At 72.0% G+C, this 16,129-nt stretch carries 16 protein-coding genes and 2 pseudogenes; 2 read left to right on the top strand and 16 right to left on the bottom strand.

Annotation, left to right across the window (positions count from 1 at the left end; genetic code table 11):
• Positions 1–105: 105 nt before the first annotated feature.
• The 5 genes and pseudogenes from ACFY16_RS17775 to ACFY16_RS17795 all read right to left on the bottom strand — a co-directional run.
• Positions 106–1,263 (bottom strand): annotated as a pseudogene (locus tag ACFY16_RS17775) (lysylphosphatidylglycerol synthase transmembrane domain-containing protein); the annotation flags it as partial.
• Entirely contained in the window at positions 1,260–2,315 is a 1,056-nt protein-coding gene (locus tag ACFY16_RS17780; protein WP_390648028.1) for a class I SAM-dependent methyltransferase, read from the bottom strand. The gene ACFY16_RS17780 and the pseudogene ACFY16_RS17775, both read right to left, overlap by 4 nt.
• Complete coding sequence (locus tag ACFY16_RS17785) at positions 2,312–3,493, bottom strand: glycosyltransferase family 4 protein (protein ID WP_390648029.1); 1,182 nt, start codon at positions 3,491–3,493, stop codon at positions 2,312–2,314. The genes ACFY16_RS17780 and ACFY16_RS17785 overlap by 4 nt, the downstream gene beginning before the upstream one ends.
• The gene (locus ACFY16_RS17790) at positions 3,490–3,888 is read right to left on the bottom strand and encodes a 6-pyruvoyl tetrahydropterin synthase family protein (RefSeq protein ID WP_390648030.1); all 399 of its coding nucleotides are present in this window, start codon (positions 3,886–3,888) and stop codon (positions 3,490–3,492) included. Before ACFY16_RS17790 ends, ACFY16_RS17785 begins: the two co-directional genes overlap by 4 nt.
• Before the next feature lie 114 nt (positions 3,889–4,002).
• Positions 4,003–4,983: a zinc-binding alcohol dehydrogenase gene (locus ACFY16_RS17795; RefSeq protein ID WP_390648031.1), complete on the bottom strand. Its 981-nt coding sequence runs from the start codon at positions 4,981–4,983 to the stop codon at positions 4,003–4,005.
• Positions 4,984–5,090: 107 nt separating this feature from the next.
• Between ACFY16_RS17795 and ACFY16_RS17800 the strand changes: the two genes are divergently transcribed.
• Positions 5,091–5,882, top strand: a complete 792-nt coding sequence (locus ACFY16_RS17800) for a CDP-alcohol phosphatidyltransferase family protein (protein WP_390648032.1) — start codon at positions 5,091–5,093, stop codon at positions 5,880–5,882.
• Positions 5,883–5,961: 79 nt separating this feature from the next.
• Here the strand turns inward: ACFY16_RS17800 and ACFY16_RS17805 are convergent, their stop codons facing one another.
• The 3 genes and pseudogenes from ACFY16_RS17805 to ACFY16_RS17815 form a co-directional block, all read right to left on the bottom strand.
• Positions 5,962–6,675: a YcnI family protein gene (locus tag ACFY16_RS17805; RefSeq protein ID WP_390648033.1), complete on the bottom strand. Its 714-nt coding sequence runs from the start codon at positions 6,673–6,675 to the stop codon at positions 5,962–5,964.
• Between the two features lie 40 nt (positions 6,676–6,715).
• Positions 6,716–7,333 carry a hypothetical protein gene (locus ACFY16_RS17810; RefSeq protein WP_390648034.1) on the bottom strand — a complete coding sequence of 206 codons (618 nt, stop codon included), beginning with the start codon at positions 7,331–7,333 and terminating at the stop codon, positions 6,716–6,718.
• Between the two features lie 51 nt (positions 7,334–7,384).
• A pseudogene (locus ACFY16_RS17815) lies at positions 7,385–7,612 on the bottom strand (MFS transporter); the annotation flags it as partial.
• 48 nt (positions 7,613–7,660) lie between these two features.
• Between ACFY16_RS17815 and ACFY16_RS17820 the strand changes: the two are divergent.
• Positions 7,661–7,810 carry a hypothetical protein gene (locus ACFY16_RS17820; protein WP_390648193.1) on the top strand — a complete coding sequence of 50 codons (150 nt, stop codon included), beginning with the start codon at positions 7,661–7,663 and terminating at the stop codon, positions 7,808–7,810.
• Positions 7,811–7,816: 6 nt separating this feature from the next.
• Here ACFY16_RS17820 and ACFY16_RS17825 read toward each other — a convergent pair whose 3' ends face one another.
• From ACFY16_RS17825 to ACFY16_RS17860, 8 genes are all read right to left on the bottom strand, one after another.
• The gene (locus tag ACFY16_RS17825) at positions 7,817–8,671 is read right to left on the bottom strand and encodes an alpha/beta fold hydrolase (protein ID WP_390648035.1); all 855 of its coding nucleotides are present in this window, start codon (positions 8,669–8,671) and stop codon (positions 7,817–7,819) included.
• A 231-nt stretch (positions 8,672–8,902) separates the two neighbouring features.
• Positions 8,903–9,301 (bottom strand): hypothetical protein, encoded by a 399-nt coding sequence (locus ACFY16_RS17830; RefSeq protein WP_390648036.1) that lies wholly within the window; start codon positions 9,299–9,301, stop codon positions 8,903–8,905.
• Between the two features lie 319 nt (positions 9,302–9,620).
• Positions 9,621–10,985 carry a GH1 family beta-glucosidase gene (locus ACFY16_RS17835; RefSeq protein ID WP_390648037.1) on the bottom strand — a complete coding sequence of 455 codons (1,365 nt, stop codon included), beginning with the start codon at positions 10,983–10,985 and terminating at the stop codon, positions 9,621–9,623.
• Between the two features lie 29 nt (positions 10,986–11,014).
• The gene (locus ACFY16_RS17840; protein WP_390648038.1) at positions 11,015–11,869 is read right to left on the bottom strand and encodes a carbohydrate ABC transporter permease; all 855 of its coding nucleotides are present in this window, start codon (positions 11,867–11,869) and stop codon (positions 11,015–11,017) included.
• Positions 11,862–12,863 carry a carbohydrate ABC transporter permease gene (locus ACFY16_RS17845; protein ID WP_390648039.1) on the bottom strand — a complete coding sequence of 334 codons (1,002 nt, stop codon included), beginning with the start codon at positions 12,861–12,863 and terminating at the stop codon, positions 11,862–11,864. Before ACFY16_RS17845 ends, ACFY16_RS17840 begins: the two co-directional genes overlap by 8 nt.
• A 5-nt stretch (positions 12,864–12,868) precedes the next feature.
• The gene (locus ACFY16_RS17850) at positions 12,869–14,185 is read right to left on the bottom strand and encodes an ABC transporter substrate-binding protein (protein ID WP_390648040.1); all 1,317 of its coding nucleotides are present in this window, start codon (positions 14,183–14,185) and stop codon (positions 12,869–12,871) included.
• Positions 14,186–14,572: 387 nt separating this feature from the next.
• Positions 14,573–15,265, bottom strand: a complete 693-nt coding sequence (locus ACFY16_RS17855; protein ID WP_390648041.1) for a DNA polymerase beta superfamily protein — start codon at positions 15,263–15,265, stop codon at positions 14,573–14,575.
• Positions 15,266–15,421: 156 nt separating this feature from the next.
• Entirely contained in the window at positions 15,422–15,907 is a 486-nt protein-coding gene (locus ACFY16_RS17860) for a potassium channel family protein (protein WP_390648042.1), read from the bottom strand.
• Positions 15,908–16,129: the final 222 nt, after the last annotated feature.

Here is a 16,129-nt window from a genome sequence, read left to right on the forward strand (position 1 = left end):
GGTGGCCCGCACGCCCTGGTACCAGCGGGCGACCAGGACCAGCGCACCGGGCAGCGCGGCCACGAAGCTGAGCACCCCGTACACGACGGCGACGGCCAGCCCGGTGCTCGCGCCGAGTCCGGCGGCGCCGAACGCCCAGACGGTGACGCCCTCACGGGGGCCGAATCCGCCGATGTTCAGCGGCAGGCCCATGGCGAGCAGGGCGAGGACGGCCAGCGGCAGCAGCACGAGGACGGGGGCGCCGGACCCGGCGACGCGGGCGGCCAGCACGAACATCGCGAGATGACCTGCCAGTACGACCACGGAGGACACCGCGACACCCGGCCCGTTCCGGCGGGACAGCAGCCCCTCGCGTGCCTCGGTCAGCGTCGCCCGCAGCGCCCGCCCGCGGCGGGAGGCGGAGGGCGCGCGGTTCATGCGCACGGCGAGGACGACGGCCAGCGCGCCCAGCGTCGCAAGGGCGGCGAGCGGCACGAGGTGCCGGGTCTCGGCCATGACCGGGGACGGCAACGTGAGCAGGACCGTCACTCCGGCCACGGCGAGCGCGATCTGCCCCGCGACCCGCTCCAGCACCACCGCCCGTACACCGCGGCCGACGTCACCGGCGCTCTGCCCGTGCCGTACGGCCCGGTGCACATCGCCGAGGACGCCGCCGGGCAGGGCCGCGTTCAGGAACAGTGCGCGGTAGTAGTCGGCCACCGCCGGGCCGAGCGGCAGCCCTATGCGCAGGCCCCTGGCGACGAGCGCCCAGCGCCACGCGCTGAACACCGTCGTGACCGCGCCGATCCCGACCGCCGCCAGCAGCGTCACCGCGTCGATCCGCCGCAGCCCGTCCAGAAAGACACCGGTGCCGAGCCGCCACAGCAGGATGGCGAGGATGACGACTCCGGCGACGGTACCCAAGTGGGTGCGGGCCGCACGGGAGTTGAGCCGGGAGAGGACGGTGCGGGCGCGCTTCGGGGTGGCGCAGGCCTCGGGGGCGGCGGGGGTGGACACGGCGAGGACGGCCGGGTCGGCTGGGGCGGCCGATCCAACGGCCTCGACGCCGGCACCCGCCCCCGCCCCGGAAGAAGCGGCCCTGCCCGGCGCCTCGGACACGATCACCCCGATGCGGGTCCGGGACACGGCCACGGCGGCCCGCGTCGTCGGACGGCGCGCGCCGGTCCGGATCGCCGGCGTCGCCGGCTTCGTCTCCGCGGCGGCGAGCTGCGCGCTCACCGTCTCAGCGCTCACCGTCTCGGCGCTCATCGTCTCCGCGCTCATGTCGACGCTCCGCCCGTCGGCCGGGCCAGCGCCAGCAGGTCGCTGTGGTGGACGACGACGCGCAGCTCGCCGGCGGCGCAGGCGGCCAGCCGCGCCGCGAGGTACCTCTCGGCGCGTGCCGCCAGTTCGGGGCGCTCCTCGACGGCGGCGCCGACCCAGCCGCGCAGCCACTGGGCCGTCAGCGCGGACTCCTCGGGGCCGAGCCGCCAGGCGCTCGGGTGCAGCTTCACCGTCGCGCCGTGCTCGGCGAAGGCCTCGCACGCCGCGGTGACGGCGTCGGGGCCGAGCAGGCCCCCTCGCCTTTGGTGGGCGTTGAAGGCCGCGGTGATCTCCGCGTCCAGCGGGTCGCCGGGGGTGAGTTCGACGCGTCCGGCGACGGAGAGCGTCAGCAGGGCCGGGCAGCCGGCGCCCGCGCAGGCTGCGGCGAGGGTGTCGATCTCCTCGCGGGTGAGGACGTCCAGCAGTGCCGAGGCCGTCACCAGCGAGGCACCGGCGAGGGCGTCCGGGGTCAGCCGGGCGACGTCGCCGCGCCGGGTCTCGACGGTGACCCGGCTGCCGTCGGCGGCGGAGCGCGGGGAGGCCACGGCGGCGAAGTGGAGGAGGTAGGGGTCGCGGTCGTGCAGGATCCAGTGCTGGGCGCCGTCGAGGCGAGGGGCGAGCCAGCGGCCCATCGAACCGGTGCCGCAGCCCAGGTCGTGGATGACCAGCCCGGCCCGTCCGGGCAGGTTGGCGAGCCGGATGCGCAGCGGGTCCAGAAGGGCCGACGACCGCGCGTCGGCGTCGGCGCTCTCGCGCAACTCCAGCCACTCGGGGGCGTAACGAGGCGGTTCGTCGGGCCCGGTCTCCCGCAGCCGCACGGTGGCCCGCTCCCCCGGCCGGCCGACGGGCCCGGCACCCGCGATCACGACGTGCGACACATCTGCTGCATCTGTCACATCTCCCGTATCGGTCGTGTCCGCCGTGCCCGCCGCTTCCCGCGGCCCGGGTTGTGCGGGGATGACCCCCCTGCCGCGCCGTGCCAGGTCCGCCGGTGTCGCCGTCGTCTTCCTCATGCCGCCCTCCGGGGTTCGCTGGGGAGCCGGCCCAGTACGCCGGCGAGGCTCCTGGCAGTGGCCGCCCAGCCGCCGAGTGCGGCCCGTCGGCCGCGGGCGGCGGCCTTGAGGCGGCGCCGTACGTCCGCCTCCCCGAACCAGCCGCGCAGTTCGGCGGCGAGGGCGGCGGGGTCCTCCGGCGGGACGAGGATGCCGGGGACGCCGCCGTCGGGGGCGCGACCCACCGCCTCCGGGAGGCCGCCGACGTCGGTCGCCAGCACGGGGATGCCGCGCGCGAGCGCCTCCGTCACCGCCATGCCGTACGTCTCCGCGTAGGAGGTGAGGACCATCAGGTCGGCGGCGGCGTAGCTGGCGTCGAGTTCGGCGCCGGCCTGCGGTCCGGCGAGGTGGAGGCGGTCCTCGAGTCCGTGCTGACGGATCAGCGTCCGCAGATGGGCGACGTACTCGGGGTCCTGGCCGAGCCCGCCGACGCACACGCAGCTCCACGGCAGGTCGGCCGCCGCGGCGAGGGCCTCGACCAGCCGGTGCTGGCCCTTGCGCGGGGTGACCGCGGCGACACACAGCAGTCGTGACACGCCGTCGGTGCCGGAGGCGAGGGGGGCGATGTCGGCGCCTGGCGCGGCGACGTGGACCCGGTCGGGGGCGAGGCCGTGGTGGGAGACGAGGCGGCGGACCGCCCAGTCGCTGGTGGCGATCACCGCGGGGACCGCCCGCAGGACCGTGCGTTCACGGGCGTCCAGGTCGGCGGCCACGTCGGGCGCGAGCCCCGTCTCGTCGCCGAGCGGGAGGTGGACGAGGACGGCGAGCCGCAGGCGTGAGGCCTCCGGGACGACGATCTCGGGGACGCCGCAGGCGACGATCCCGTCCAGGAGGACGACGGACCCGTCGGGCAACTGGCTGAGGGTGCGGGCCAGTTCCGTGCGGGCAGTCGCCCCGGGCCGGGGCCAGCCGCCGTCCACGGCGTGCTGGTGGACCTGCCAGCCGAAGCCGGGCAGGTCCAGGCTGACCCGCCGGTCGTAGGCGTTGCCGCCGCTCGGCGTGGCCGGGTCGTCGACGCCGCCCGGCAGCACGAAGTGCACGGAGCGCAGGGACATGGGGATGATCTCGCCGTTCTTCCGGGCCGCGGACTGCAGGGGCACGTAGGCGAGGGGTGCCCGGTCGATGGTCGTGTCGGTCACAGCGCACGCTCGTAACTCGCCCAGGCGACGTGCGACTCGTGCAGGGTGACGGAGATGCCCGTCAGGCCCCGGGCGCCCTCGCCCAGCGCGCCCTTGTGAACCCGCTCGGCGAGCCGGTCGGCGATGACCTTCGCCAGGAACTCCGTCGAGGTGTTGACCCCGGCGAAGTCGGGCTCGTTGTCGAGGTTTCTGAAGTTCAGCTCGCTGACGACGGCGCGGAGTTCCTGGGTGGCCAGCCCGATGTCGACGACGATGTTGTCGTCATCCAGCTCTTCGCGCCGGAAGGTGGCGTCCACCAGGAACGTCGCCCCGTGCAGGCGCTGCGCGGGTCCGAAGACCTCACCGCGGAAGCTGTGGGCGATCATGATGTGATCGCGGACGGTGACACTGAACAACGGACGACCCTCCAGGTGCGGCGCGTCTGGTCCCCGGCCCATGCTCGCCGGAGATGCCGTGTAGTACGGCTCTTCGCTTCCCCGTGTTCAGCGCTGTCTCACTCTTTTCTCAGGTCAGGCGCTCTTGTCGTAGCGGATCCGGTGACACAGGGCCGGAATCTCCCCGGAGGCGAGCTTCGGCATCACCTCCGGGAGGTCCTCGAAGGCCGACTCCCCGGTGACGAGCGCGTCCAGCGCCGGGTCGGCGAGCAGGTCGAGGGCGAGGGCGAGCCGGTCGGCGTAGGTGCGGCCCGCGCGGGCCGGGGAGACGGTTCCGACCTGGCTGCTGCGGATGACGAGCCGCCGGGAGTGGAAGGCCTCGCCGAGCGGGAGGGTGACCTTCCGGTCGCCGTACCAGCTCAGTTCGACGACCGTGCCCTCGGCGGTGAGCAGTTCCAGCGACCGGGCGAGGCCCTGCTCGGTGGCGCTGGCATGGACGACGAGGTCGCATTCGCCGAGTGCCCGCTCGGGCGTGGCGAAGGCGATGCCGAGTGCCTCGGCCACCGCGGCCCGCGCCGGGTCGGCGTCGACGAGCTGGACGCGTACGCCCGGGAACCGGGCGAGCAGAGCGGCCACCGAGCAGCCGACCATGCCGCCGCCGACCACGGCGATGCGGTCGCCGACCAGCGGTGCCGCGTCCCACAGCGCGTTCACGGCGGTCTCCACCGTGCCGGCGAGCACGGCCCGTTCGGCGGGCACGTCGTCCGGCACCGGAGTCACGGCGTTCACCGGAACGACGTAGCGCGTCTGATGCGGATAGAGGCAGAAGACCGTACGGCCGATCAGCGCATCCGGTCCCTGCTCCACCACGCCGACGTTGAGGTAGCCGTACTTCACCGGCCCCGGAAAGTCGCCCTCCTGGAACGGCGCCCGCATGGCCGTGTGCTGGCTGACCGGGACGCCGCCGCGGAAGACGAGCGTCTCCGTGCCGCGACTGACCCCGGACCACAGCGAACGCACCGTCACCTCGTCCTCGGCGGGCTCCGGAAGGGTGACGTCGCGCAGCTCGCCGTGGCCCGGCGAGCGGAGCCAGAACGCGCGGGCGGAACGGTTCATCGGCATCCTCCTGAACGATCGACACGTGGTTCACGTACCGAGATGTGCACAGGCCGCGCACAGTACGCGGCGTTGATCGACTCTGTCACTCGGCCGGAGGATGTGCGGTGGCCCTGAACAACACTTACGACGCGAGGCTGGTCCAGCAGGAGACCGCTGTGGGAGCGGGCGTGCAGATCCTGTTGCTGGCCCTGCTCGGTACGGCGATCGGGATGGGGCCGGCCGGCTGGCTGACCGGCCTCGCTTTCGCGATCGCCACCTGGGCGGTGCTGTCGCGGGCCCTGCACCGCTCCCGGCTGCGTTCCTTCGGCCCGGCCAACCGGGTCACCCTCGGCCGGGCGACCCTGGTCGGCGGGGTGACCGCGCTGGTCGCGGACTCCTTCGAGAGTTCGCCGCCGGTCACCCTGCTCGTCGGCCTGACGGCCGTGGCCCTGATCCTGGACGGCGTCGACGGCAAGGTGGCGCGCCGCACGGGCACGTCGACCGCGCTGGGCGCCCGGTTCGACATGGAGGTCGACGCGTTCCTGATCCTGGTGCTCAGCGTCTACGTCTCCACGCAACTCGGCCCCTGGGTGCTGCTCATCGGCGGTATGCGCTACGCCTTCGTGGCCGCGGCCCGGGTGTGGCCGTGGCTGAACGCCGCGCTGCCGCCGAGCACCGCCCGCAAGACGGTCGCCGCGCTCCAGGGCATCTGCCTGCTGCTGGCCGGCGCCGAACTGCTGCCGCACATGGCCAGCTTCGGGGTGGCGGTGCTGGCGCTGGGGCTGCTGGTGTGGTCGTTCGGCCGGGACGTGCGCTGGCTGTGGCGGACCTCCCGCAGGACCGAGCGGACCGCTCCGGCCGCTCCGGCCGCTCCGGCCGCTCCGGCCGCAAAGGTGCTGGAGCCGGCCGCACGCTGACCCGTCCGGACCGACGGACGGACGGATGACCGAAGGGCCCGGACCACTGGTGGTGGTCCGGGCCCTTCGGCTTCGGTCGCTAGGAATCCGCCTTGCGCGTGCGTACGACCGCGAAGGCCGCCGCGGCCAGCCCGAGCACGCCGACGACCAGCCCGACGGTGCCCAGACCGCGGGCGGTGGAGTCACTGGCGGAGACCGCCTGGGCGGAGTTCTTCGTGGAGCTCTTCGCGGCAGGTGCCGGGGTGCTGTCGCCGCTCGCCGTCAGCTTGAGCACCGGCGCCGGGTTCTCCGTCTCCTCGCCGCCCGACTCGGCCTCCTCGATCCAGCGGGCGACATGGCCGTCGGAGTAGGTCTGGAGCGTCTTGAAGGTCAGTTCGTCGGCGTCGTCGGGCAGTTGACCGAAGGCGACGTCGAAGTCCTCGAACTGGCCGGCGCCGATCTTCCCGCCGGTCCAGGTGATCTCGGAGACGGCATCGGTGATGGTGCCGTCGTCGGTCTTGACCGGCGTCTTGAGCTTGGTGGTGGTCACCTTCGCGGTCCAGCCGTCGTGCGGGCTGACGAGCACGCCGAGGACGGGATGGTCGGTCGGCAGGTACACCTGCACCTTGGTGGTGCTCGCGGTGTCCTCCTCGTTGGGGACGCGGAAGGTGAGCACACCGTCCGTGGCGCCCTTGGCGTAGCTCTCGGGGTGGACGGTGACGTGCGCGGAGGCGGCGCCGGCCGCCACGAGGACTCCGGCGGCGGCGAGCACGGTCACGAAGCCGGCGCGGCGCAGGGTGGTGCGTGTGGACATGGGTGAGTGGATCTCCGTACAGGAAGGATGTGTTGGGGAGTCAGATCGCGTACGGGATCCGGGTGGGCGGCCCGCGACGGCTCACCGCGTGCCGGAGCAGCAGCGTCCGGGGCGGTACCGCGTCTGCCGGCGCGCGGCCGGCGGCGGGCAGGGGAAGCGGGGCGAGTGGGTCGCGCCACCAGGCCGCGAGTCCGGGCAGGAACGCGGCCGCCCAGCGCAGCAGCGACCAGAGGGCGGCCTCCCCGCGCCGCAGCCACCAGGAGGCGACGAGCGCGGCGAGGACGTGGGCGCCGACGGCGTGCGGGGTCATGGCGTGGGTGTGGGCGGCGACCGCGTGCGCGGTCATGGTGTGCGTCTGGGCGACGGCGTGGCCGTGCATGTGCGCCATGTGCATGGCGGGCCCGGCAGTGGTGGTCCGGGAGAACGCGACGTGCAGCCCCGCCTGGGTGGCGAGCATGGCCGCGCCGATGCCAGGCAGGGTCCGTTCGCGGCCGCCGAGCAGCCATCCGGTCGCGAAGACGGCCAGGAATCCCACGCCGTCCGCCCACAGCGGCGGGACGTGCCCCGTCCCGAGGCCGTGTCCGGCGACGGCCAGCAGCACGCACACCGCGGCGAACACCGCGGCGCGCAGGCTCCGTACCGCCGGGGACGCGCTCATGGTGAGGGATCCTCCCACGGACGACTCATACGCGTGGCGCCGATCCCGCGTTCAGTCGCGGCGCGGCAGGAGCCCGATCACGAGGACAACTACGGCGGCCAGGACCAGCCAGGGGACGGCGGGCGGCAGTCCGCTGTCGAGGGGGGCACCGGTCGCCGCACTACCGGCCGGCACGACGAAGCCGGAGACCGAGGAGAGCGCCCCGGTGTACAGGCCGAGCCGGCCCTTCTCGGCGCGGTCGGGCACCCAGGCGCAGGCGGCGGGCGCGAAGAGCATCTGGACACGGTCCGCACGTCCCTCCCGTACGACTACGACCTGATCGCCTCCCTGGCCGCCGAACTCTGGGACGACACAGCCGACTTCACCACAACCAGACCCCTCCAGTCCGAGCAGAAGCGGGGTCAGCTCCTGCGCGCCCTCGTCGGCGACGCCATCCGCGGCAGCCTGGAGCGCCACTTCGGCGTGACTCTGGGCTGAGCCGCCTCAGGCCCGATCGCCCGTGCTCAGGAACGCGGCGGTCGTCGACGTGAACTGCTCGGCGTCGTCGCGCCACGGAAAGTGCCCGGCGCCGGGCTGGAGGACGAACTCGGTGTTCGGGAACAGCTTCGTGTACTCCCGCAGGGCACATGGTGGCCCGGCCAGGTCCGCCTCTCCTACGAGTACGAGAACCGGCGACGGAAACCTGGCGAGGGCGAAGCGGGTGGCGTCCGGAGCGAAGGCGCCTTCGGCCGCGTAGCGGGACGCCGCCTCGGGGTTCCTCTGCTGGGCGCCGGCCGCGTCGAAGGCACGGGCCGCCTCGTCCCAGCGGCGGTGGTAGAAGGGGGCGACGGCCTGCCAGGAGTCGGCCGTCGCCCTCCCGGCGGTGATCTCCTCCAGCGCCACGTACGCGGGGCCGAACCACGGCTCCTGCCGGCGGAGTCGGGCGGTCGACAGGCGGTCCTCGGCGGTGACCTCGATGCCGACCGCGTAGACGCTCGGGGTGACCAGCACGAGCCGGGACACACGCTCCGGGTGGCGGGCGGCGTACAGGACGGCCAGGTTCGCCCCGGCGGAGTGCGCGAGCAGGTCGATCCGGTCGAGACCGAGGTGCTCGCGCAGGGCTTCCACGTCGTCGACCTGGCGGTCGCAGCGGTACGTCGCGGAGTCCGCCGGGATCTCCGAGTCGCCCGTGCCCCGGAGGTCCAGGGCGATCAGGCGGCGGTGTGCGCCGAGGCCACCTAGGTCGCCCAGGTAGGCCGAGGACTGCATGGGGCCGCCGGGGAGACAGACCAGGGGTGGCCCCTCTCCCGTCTCCTGGTAGGCGAGGCGGGTTCCGTCGGGGGCGGCGAAGGTCGGCATGGGGCGAGCGTCGCAGCGTGCGGGGCGGCGGGCAACCGGATTCCCGGAGCGACGATCCGAGGTCGGACGGAGCCGAGGACTCCGCCCGACGACCGGGAGCCTGCCCTGAGACCTTCTGCTCCAGCCGAGAACAAAGCCTCTCGACGGTGGCGAGGAATGCGACGACACCGACGAGTTCACCTACAACGACTGCGACGCCCGCACACCGACCGCCCGACGCCGCGACGGCTTTCAGAGGCCCGTCCGCGCCAGCAGCACCGGCAGGGCCTCCGGCTTCACCTTCTGCACCGACCGCACCTGTCTGAGGCCCAGTTCGTCGCGGCTCACCGGTTCGCGGTACAGCGCCTTCGTCGCCTCGGGCAGCAGGGTCACGGCGACCAGATACGAGACGTCGGGGTCCTCCGGGTCCTCCCAGGGCTCCTCGTCGACCTCGGCCACCGCGGCGACCGCCGACTCCGGGCGGGTGAAGAAGAACCAGAGGCGGTCGCCCGGCTGCATGCGGTTGCGGCGGCTGAGCCACAGCTCCAGTTCCGGCTCCTCTTCGGCCAGTTGGCGCATCGTCTCCTTGTCGGACGGCTCCCCGTCCAACGTGTCCTTGTCGGGATCGAGGATGTAGATCCAGTCCGCCACGGCTTTCCCCTCGGTCAGGACACTCGGCCCGCGAAAACACAGCTCGGTGCAGCGCCTCATCGTGCCAGGCTCCCGGGACACGCGCGTACACATTTTCGAGTATGCGAGGGCGAGTCGACTTCTGCCGGTGCTCACAAGCATCCCTCAGGCCTGTTGCGCGAACACGCGCAGCGCCTGCCACAGCTGGTCCTCCCCCTCGCGAAGTCACCAGGTGTCCTGGCCGCAACTTGCTGTCGTGCTTGACACACGAGGGGCAGCACCTGCGCCTTCGCGGCGGGCGCGGGTCCCGTGCCCACGCCCACCGCAGGGGTTCAGGGCCTCAGGCGGCCCGGCGCGCCTCCTCCCGGTGACTCCGGATGATCTCCGCGTAGTGGTGGCCGGTGCCCTTGATGGTGCGGGCCTGGGTGCGGTAGTCGACGTGGACGAGGCCGAAGCGCTTGTCGTAGCCGTACGCCCACTCGAAGTTGTCCAGGAGCGACCAGGCGAAGTAGCCGGCCAGCGGGGCGCCCTTGCGGACGGCCGAGGCCACAGCGGCCAGGTGCTCGACCAGATAGTCCTGGCGCTCGGGGTCGTCGACGGTCCCGTCGGGGCGTACGACGTCCGGGTAGGCCGAGCCGTTCTCGGTGACGTACAGCTTGCGCGCGCCGTACTCATGGGTCAGGCGGAGCAGCAGGGTCTCGATGCCGCTCGCGTCGATCTCCCAGTCCATGCCGGTGCGCGGGACGTCCGGGCGGCGGACCGAACGGACGCGGGGGGCCGGGCCGTCCGGGTCGTCGGCCACGTACGCCGGGAAGTAGTAGTTCAGGCCCAGCCAGTCCAGCGGGGCCGCGATCGTCTCCAAGTCGCCCGGTTTCTCGGGGAGTTCGGCGCCGTAGGCCTCACGCATGTCGGCCGGGAAGCCGCGGCCGTGGACGGGGTCCAGCCACCAGCGGTTGACGTGCCCGTCGTGGCGGCGGGCGGCGGCCTCGTCCTCGGGGCGGTCGGTGGCGGCGTACACGGTGGAGAGGTTGTTGACGATGCCGACCTCGGTGTCCGGCGCGGCGGCACGGATCGCCCGGACGGCGAGGCCGTGGCCGAGGAGCAGGTGGTAGGAGGCACGGACGGCTGCGGTCAGGTCGGTGAAACCGGGGGCCATCTTGCCCTCGAGGTGGCCGATCCAGGCCGAGCAGGACGGCTCGTTGAGGGTGGCCCAGTGGGTGACGCGGTCGCCGAGGCGTGCGGCGACGGTGGAGGCGTACGCGGCGAAGTGTTCGGCGGTGTCCCGCTCGGGCCAGCCGCCGCGGTCCTGGAGTGCCTGGGGCAGGTCCCAGTGGTAGAGGGTGACGGACGGGGTGATGCCCGCCTCCAGCAGGCCGTCGACCAACTCGTCGTAGAAGGCGAGGCCCTTGGGGTTGACCGGGCCGTCGCCGCCGGGCAGCACGCGCGGCCAGGCGATCGACAACCGGTAGGCGTTGGTGCCGAGTCGGCGCATCAGGCCGATGTCGTCGCGCCAGCGGTGATAGTGGTCGCAGGCGATGTCGCCGTGGTCGCCGTTGTCGATCTTTCCGGGGGTGTGCGAGAAGGTGTCCCAGATCGACGGGGCGCGGCCGTCCTCGGCGACGGCTCCCTCGATCTGGTACGCCGCTGTGGCCGTGCCCCACAGGAAGTCGTGCGGGAGCGCGGCGAGGTCGATACGGTCGGACACGGAAGTCCCTTCGGAACGGGGGAAGTCGATCACTTGACGGCGCCCGCCGTCAGCCCGGCGACGAGGTAGCGCTGGAGCAGCAGGAAACCGGCGACCACGGGAACGCTGACGACGAGCGAGGCGGCCATGATCTGGTTCCAGTACACGTCGTTGAGCGTGGAGTAGCCCTGGAGCCCGACGGCGAGCGTTCGGGTGGTGTCGTTGGTCATCACCGACGCGAACAGCACCTCGCCCCAGGCGGTCATGAAGGCATACACGGCGACCGCGACGATGCCCGGGATCGCGGCCGGGACCACGACCCGCAGCAGTGCGCCGAGCGGGCCGCAGCCGTCCACGAGAGCCGCCTCGTCGAGTTCACGCGGCACCGAGTCGAAGTACCCGATCAGCATCCAGATCGAGAACGGGAGGGAGAAGGTGAGATACGTGAGGATCAGGCCGCCCCGCGAGCCGAACAGGGCGATGCCGGTGGCGTTGCCGATGTTGACGTAGAGGAGGAACAGCGGAAGGAGGAAGAGGATGCCGGGGAACATCTGCGTCGACAGGACGGTGACCGTGAACACGCGCTTGCCGCGGAACTCGTAGCGGCTGACCGCGTACGCGGAGAAGACGGCGATCACCACCGAACAGACGGTGGCCGCGCCCGCCACGATCAGTGAGTTCACGAAGTACCTGGCGAGCGGGACGGTCGACCAGATGTCGATGTATGGGCGGATCGTCAGGCCGCTCGGCAGCCAGCGGAACTCTCCGGTGACGTCCGCGAGCGGCTTCAGGGAGCTGGAGACCATCACGTAGACCGGCACCAGCACGAACCCGGTGAGCAGGGTGAGGAAGACCCGCCGGGTCCAGAGGAACGAACTCGGCCGGGCCATCGGGGAGTTACGCATCGGCAGTCCTCCGTCCGCGTGAGGTGGCGGCGAGGTACACGCCGGTGACGAACAGCAGGAAGAGCAGGAGGAGAACGGACATCGCGGATCCGGTGCCGAAGTTCCAGGTGACGAAGGAGGCCTGGTAGATGTGGACCGAGATGAGGTCCGCGGCCTCGGGGGCGGCCTTGCCGAACAGGACGTACGGCGTGTTGAAGTCGTTGAACGTCCACAGGAACAGCACCAGGACCAGCACCTGGTTGACGGGGCGCAGCGACGGCAGGGTGATGCGGCGGATCTGCTGCCACACGCCGGCGCCGTCGAGGGCGGCCGCCTCGTACAGCTCCCCGGGGATGTTCTGCAGGCCGGCCATGACGATCAGGAAGGCGAACGGCCAGCCCTTCCAGACGGACACGGTGAGCAGCGCGTAGAAGCTGTTGTCGCCGATCAGCCAGAAGGACGGCTTGTCGGTGAGGTGCAGTTGGTCGTGCAGGACGTGGTTCACCAGGCCGTTGTCGTGCTGGAACATGAACACCCAGGTGATGACGGCCGCGTAGACCGGCAGCGCGTACGGGACCAGGAAGAGCGCCCTCAGCAGGCCGCGGCCGCGGAAGGTGTCCTGCATGCAGATCGCGGCGGCCGTGCCGATCAGCCAGCACAGGCCGACCGACAACAGGGTGAAGGCGACGGTGACGAGGAAGGAGTGCAGCAGCGCCTCGCCGACGGGCGCGTCGAAGTCGACCGACACCTTGTAATTGTCGACGCCGGACCAGGGCGCGGCGCCCCAGTCGCGGATGAAGAACTGGGTGAGCTCCTTGAAGCTCATCACGATACCGATCACCATCGGCACCAGGTGGACCAGGAGTTCGAGGACCAGCGCCGGCAGGAGCAGGAGGTACGGAAGGCCGACGCGCCGGATCCGCCCGGTGCGGCGGCGGGGGTCGCGTGCCGACGCACCGGTGGCGTCCTTGCGCACGGTCCGCCCGCCGGCCTCCGTGGAGACAGTGGTCGTCATCGTGCTCACTTCGCCGGCATCTGCTGCTGGGCCTTTTCGAGCTTGGCCTTCACCGAGTCGGCGGTGACCGGGCGTCCGGCGGCCGCGTCGGCGAACAGGTCCTTGATCGCCGTACCCACGGCCGTCTCGAACTGGGACTCGTCGGCGACCTGTGGCAGCGCGGCGGCGCTTTCCGCGAGGGTGTCCTTCAGGACGGCGTTGGCGGGGGTGTTGAAGGCGGCGTCCGCCTGCGCGGTGGCGACCGGCGGGATGGAGCTGTACGCGGTGTTGAGGACCTTCTGTTCCGCGTCGCTCGTCATGAACTTCACGAACTCGGTGGCGCCGTCGAGGTTGTCGGTGTTCTTGAAGACGGCCAGGTTGATGCCGGCGACCATCGAGTTGACGTTCGTGCCCGCGCCGGGCGTCCCGGACTGCACGGGCACCGGGGCGATGCCGTAGTCGTCCTCACTCATGCCCTGCGACGTGAGGTTGGCGGACGCCGACTGCCACAGCAGCATCGCGTTCTTGCCCTTGGCGAAGTCGCTGACGGACTGGTTCTGGGCGTACTCGGCGTTGCCCGGCGCGATGATCTTGTCGGTCGCCATCAGGTCGACGTACTGCTTGACGGCGGTGACCACGCCGTCGGAGGTGAAGTCGGGCTTGCCGTCGGCGGTGAAGAAGTCGGCGCCGTGCTGCTTGGCGAAGACGAAGGCGTGATGGATGTTCTCCGACAGGTTCGAACCCTCCGCGCCGATGCCCCACTTGCCGCCCTTGGAGAGCATCTTGCCGTCGGCGATCAGCTCGTCCCAGGTGGCCGGCGGCTTCGCGATGCCGGCGTCGGCGAACATCTTCTTGTTGTAGTAGAGCGCGTACGCCATCGAGTAGAGCGGCACCGCGGCAGGGTCCTTGCCCTGTGCGCCCGTCGAGCCGAGCGCCGAGCCGACGAAGCGGTCCTTGCCGCCGATCTTCTCGAAGTTCTTCGCGTCCCACGGCAGCAGCGCCCCGGTGGCCTGGAGCGAGGCGCTCCAGGTGTTGCCGATGTTGAGGACGTCGGGGCCCTGGCCGGAGGTGGTGGCGGTGAGGATCCGGTTCAGCAGGTCCGACCAGGGGACGACCTCCAGTTTCACCTTGATTCCGGTCCGCTTCTCGAACTTGTCGAGTTCGGGCTGGAGGACCTTCTTGTCCACCTCGATGCTGGCGCCCTGGTTGGAGGCCCAGTAAGTGAGCGTCTTCGGCGAGTCGTTGGACCCGCCGCCCGTCGCCGATCCGCCTCCGCAGGCCGAGGCGGCAAGGGCGAGTGACATGGTGACGGCGCCTACGGCCGCGGCTCGGATGCTACGCATGGCTCCTGGTGTCCCTTTCCTGGAGTCGTGACCCCGAGGCAGACCGCGGAAGCGACACCCCGTTCGACTCCCGAAGCCCCTCATGGCTTAATTTAGGACGTGAGTTAAACCTCGGGAGACAGGCGCGTCAAGACATCCGGCAGGGTCGCCCGAGGGAGGCAGCGCACAACGAGGGGGCCGGGCGGGGGCGCGCACCGGCCGGACAGTCTGTGACCTGCGAGGGGAGGGCCGCGGGGGCCCTGTGCAACGGTTGTATTTCACTCGTCACGACGACGCGCCGCCGTACCGTTCGGCGGCGCGTGATGCGCTGTGAGTGCGGGGAGCGCCGCGACGCCGGGTCACGCGGTTTTCTCGCACCGCCGACCAGGCACCGCCGACCAGGCACCGTCAACCGGCAGCCGCGTAGAAGTGCGCCCGCACCCGTCGCAGCCATGCGTCGGCCGCCGCCTCGTCCGGCTGCTCCGGCAGCACGCTGCGGGTCTCCTGGAAGTCCTCCTCGAACCGGCGCAACAGGGGCAGGGCGGTCACGGGGTCGGCCGCGGCCTGCTCGCCGAAGCGGTGGTAGCTCTCGGGGTCCTCGACCCGGATGCTCAACCGGCCGGTCGCGTAGAGCTCGTAACCCTGTGCGCACAGTCGTTTCAGGTGGCGGGCGTGCTTGGCGGTCCGTTTGCGGGTGTCGGAGGAGAACGATCCGTCGCCGCGGCTCTGCAGCTTCCTGAACTGCTGGGTGGCGTAGCCGAGGTAGGCGTCGCGGACCCGTCGGGCGCTCAGGAACGACGCGCGGATCGCGATGAGTTCGTCCCCCAGCGGGGTGCGGACCTCGTACAACTCGTCGGGCAGCCAGGCGAGTTCCATCACGGTCGGATTGCCGCCGAGGGCCAACCGGCACCACTTGGCGGCCTCGTGCAGCGTGCGGTCCGGTGCCGTGCTGACGTGGGACTCCTTCGGTGTGCGCAGGCCGTGCAGGTCATCGGTGGGGGTCGCGAACAGGCCCAGCCGGTCCACGTCGGAGCCCTCGCGGGCGAGTCCGTACGCGGTCGAGCCGACGACGCCGGACAGCAGGATGTTCGTCACGGTCACAGGAGCCCCCGGTGGTGGTCGTGTCTCCGACGCAGGCCGTGCGTGCGGCCACGGGCGCCGTCCCGTGTCCCGCCCCGGGTGCCAGGGCGGCGGGACAGCCATGATGCCGTGCCACGGCCGCCTGTCACCTCGGAATTTCCGGCGCGGCCAGGCGCCTCACGGCCTGCGGGGGCCCTGTGTCCGGCCCTCGTCGTGCCGGCCGGCGTCGGCGAGCAACCGCTCCAGCCGGTCGAAACGCTCGTGCAGGGCGCGCGCGGCCTCGTCCGCCACGCGGTGCGCGCGTCCCCGACGGTCCCGCTCACGGCGGACGAACCAGGTCGCGAGCGCCGCGGTGACCATTCCGTACGTCGTGATCCCGACGATCATCACCACCGAGCCGACGACCCGCCCCCACGGTGTCACGGGGAAGAAGTCGCCGTAGCCGACAGTTGTCGCGGTCTCGATCGACCACCACAGCGCCCTCGGGTACGTGGTCAGGTTGGCGTGACGCGCGCCCTCCTCGGCGGCCACGACGGCCCACGACCCGAGGAGCATCACGACGAGGAGCGCAGTGAGGGCGCCGCCGGCGGCCCTCAGGTGCAGTGACCGTCCCTCGCGGGCGAGCAGCAACTCCATGGCCCTGGCGAGAATTCCGGGCAGCATCCGCACTCCTTCGGCCACTCGGCCCGAGCCCCCGCTCCGGTCCGCTCCGGTCGGCTCTGCTCCGCTCCGGTCCGCTCTGGTCCGCTCCGGTCGGCTCTGCTCTGGACCGGTCCGCTCTGGTCCGCTCCGGTCGGCTCTGCTCCGGACCGGTCCGCTCTGGTCCGGTCCGCTCTGGTCCGGTCCGGTCCGGTCCGCTCCGGTCCGGTCCGGCTCGTTCTGCGT

Source organism: Streptomyces sp. NPDC001315 (assembly GCF_042896175.1).
In the GTDB taxonomy this organism is placed as follows: domain Bacteria; phylum Actinomycetota; class Actinomycetes; order Streptomycetales; family Streptomycetaceae; genus Streptomyces.

What these genes read in the sequence shown, in the direction of transcription:
- ACFY16_RS17850 (WP_390648040.1), bottom strand. Translation starts at nt 14,185, where the DNA reads ATGCGTAGCATCCGAGCCGCGGCCGTAGGCGCCGTCACCATGTCACTC.
- ACFY16_RS17860 (WP_390648042.1), bottom strand. Translation starts at nt 15,907, where the DNA reads ATGCTGCCCGGAATTCTCGCCAGGGCCATGGAGTTGCTGCTCGCCCGC.
- ACFY16_RS17810 (WP_390648034.1), bottom strand. Translation starts at nt 7,333, where the DNA reads ATGAGCGCGTCCCCGGCGGTACGGAGCCTGCGCGCCGCGGTGTTCGCC.
- ACFY16_RS17825 (WP_390648035.1), bottom strand. Translation starts at nt 8,671, where the DNA reads ATGCCGACCTTCGCCGCCCCCGACGGAACCCGCCTCGCCTACCAGGAG.
- ACFY16_RS17780 (WP_390648028.1), bottom strand. Translation starts at nt 2,315, where the DNA reads ATGAGGAAGACGACGGCGACACCGGCGGACCTGGCACGGCGCGGCAGG.
- ACFY16_RS17845 (WP_390648039.1), bottom strand. Translation starts at nt 12,863, where the DNA reads ATGACGACCACTGTCTCCACGGAGGCCGGCGGGCGGACCGTGCGCAAG.
- ACFY16_RS17795 (WP_390648031.1), bottom strand. Translation starts at nt 4,983, where the DNA reads ATGAACCGTTCCGCCCGCGCGTTCTGGCTCCGCTCGCCGGGCCACGGC.
- ACFY16_RS17840 (WP_390648038.1), bottom strand. Translation starts at nt 11,869, where the DNA reads ATGCGTAACTCCCCGATGGCCCGGCCGAGTTCGTTCCTCTGGACCCGG.
- ACFY16_RS17805 (WP_390648033.1), bottom strand. Translation starts at nt 6,675, where the DNA reads ATGTCCACACGCACCACCCTGCGCCGCGCCGGCTTCGTGACCGTGCTC.